Origin of the sequence: Caballeronia choica, assembly GCF_001544535.1 — a bacterium.
In the GTDB taxonomy this organism is placed as follows: domain Bacteria; phylum Pseudomonadota; class Gammaproteobacteria; order Burkholderiales; family Burkholderiaceae; genus Caballeronia; species Caballeronia choica.
In genome coordinates, this window is record NZ_FCON02000544.1 from 1 (window position 1) to 830 (window position 830).

Consider the following 830-nt stretch of genomic DNA (forward strand, 5'->3'; position numbering starts at 1 on the left):
TTCCGTCCTTATTGAGTGCCTTCGAGCAGGCCGAGCACCACGGCGCGGCGCACCGCGTGCTTGCGCGAACTTGCGTCAAGCTTTCCGAAGAGATTCTTGACGTGCCACTTGACGGTGCCCTCTCCGACCATGGCTGCGCGCGCGATCTCCTTGTTGGTGAGATTGCGCGCAAGCAGTTCGAGAATCTCCCGCTCCCTGGGTGTCAGAACGACGCAGGGCACCGCGCGAGGTCCGCCCGTCTCTCGCGGCTGGGGCCGCGTGCCCGGCATGGCTGCAGGCGCTCGCCCGACGTTCTCGGGAACGGCTGCGTCGCCTGCACGCCGCGCCCAGTCCGCGAGGACGGGATGAGCGTCGATCAGCATGCGCCGCAGCCTGAACGTCTGCGCGAGGTCCATCGCTTCGAGCAGCAGGGCCGACGCATCCACGCCCGTCTGTTGCTGCGCAAATGCGCGCAAAGCCATGATCTCGATACGGTAGCAGCCCATCTTCATCGCGTCGGCCTGTTTGCCGGCCACGTCCAGTGCATTGAGCGCCTGTTGCCAGCTTCGTGCGGCAATGGCGGCGTCGGCATGCGAGAGTGACTGCAAAAATACGACCGACTCCCGCCACAGCGGCCCGCGACCGGCCTCGCAAGCCAGGATGTCGTCGATGCGGCGCACTAGCGCCTGACACGTCTCGCTGCGATAGCGGCCCGCGTGAATGCGGACCTGCTCGGCCAGACTCGCCACGCACAAGCGGGGCTGGCGCCGGCTCACGCCCAGCGCGTACATGGCCTCCAGCAGGTCGAGGGCCCGGTGCTCGTTACCGCGTGCGCGGGCCATGCGCGACGC

1 protein-coding gene is annotated in these 830 nt (G+C 67.6%); it reads right to left on the reverse strand.

The features are described from left to right. Window positions 1–8: 8 nt before the first annotated feature. Window positions 9–830 (reverse strand): helix-turn-helix transcriptional regulator (locus tag AWB68_RS45615; RefSeq protein WP_143282085.1); only part of this gene is annotated, 822 nt, incomplete at its 5' end.